The sequence below is a fragment of the Pedobacter sp. 01N416 genome (assembly GCF_056399685.1).
This window is the reverse complement of the sequence record NZ_JBFTRT010001009.1, coordinates 1-670: the sequence shown is the minus strand read 5'-3', so window position 1 is coordinate 670 and position 670 is coordinate 1. Positions and strand designations below refer to the sequence as shown.

Annotated in this window: 2 protein-coding genes; both read left to right on the top strand. The window is 40.9% G+C overall.

Features of this window, described 5'->3' with window-relative positions; genetic code table 11:
• A partial coding sequence (locus AC1DND_RS28960) for a nicotinamide mononucleotide transporter (protein ID WP_477586434.1) occupies positions 1–231 on the top strand: 231 nt, incomplete at its 5' end.
• 30 nt (positions 232–261) lie between these two features.
• Positions 262–670, top strand: a 409-nt coding sequence (locus AC1DND_RS28955; protein WP_477586432.1) for an acyl-CoA dehydrogenase family protein, incomplete at its 3' end; no start/stop codon positions are given.

Sequence of the window (670 nt, the reverse complement as noted above, 5' to 3'; positions counted from 1 at the left end):
TTTGATGCCTTTGTATCTTCAACAGCGTGGGCAGGTATGTGGCTGTTGGCCAAGCGTAAAATAGAAAACTGGATATTCCTGAACATTTCGAATATTGTTGCCATTCCATTGCTGTTTCATAAAAAGCTTCCACTCATGGCCTGTTTAACTACATTTTTATTCACCGTAGCCATATTTGGATTTTTAGACTGGAAGAAGATCATAAACAAAAGTAGACTCAAATTGGCTTAATTACCTTCCTAGGTAAAGCAAAAAATAATCATGCAAGAAACATTAAGCATCACCTGGCAAGAAAAAGTAAAAGCTTATGCAGCGCTTTCTGAAGAAATGGGTAAACTTCATCCCGAAATTTTAGAACTGGCCTATCAGGAAAATTGGTTTAAGCTTTTTGTGCCCGAAATTTATGGCGGACCAAACAAAAAACTTCCTGAAATTTTAAGATTGGAGGAAGAATTGGCTGAAGCTGATGGAAGTTTAGGCTGGACCATTACACTCTGTGCAGGTGCAGGCTGGTTTGCCGGATTTTTAAATCCTAAATTGGCTGCAGAGATTTTTGCTGATCGTGAAGTTTGTTTTGCCGGGAGTGGTGCCGTTGGTGGGGTGGCCATTAAAACGCAAAGTGGGTATCTGCTCAATGGAAAATGGAGCTATGCCAGCGGGGCATTGCACG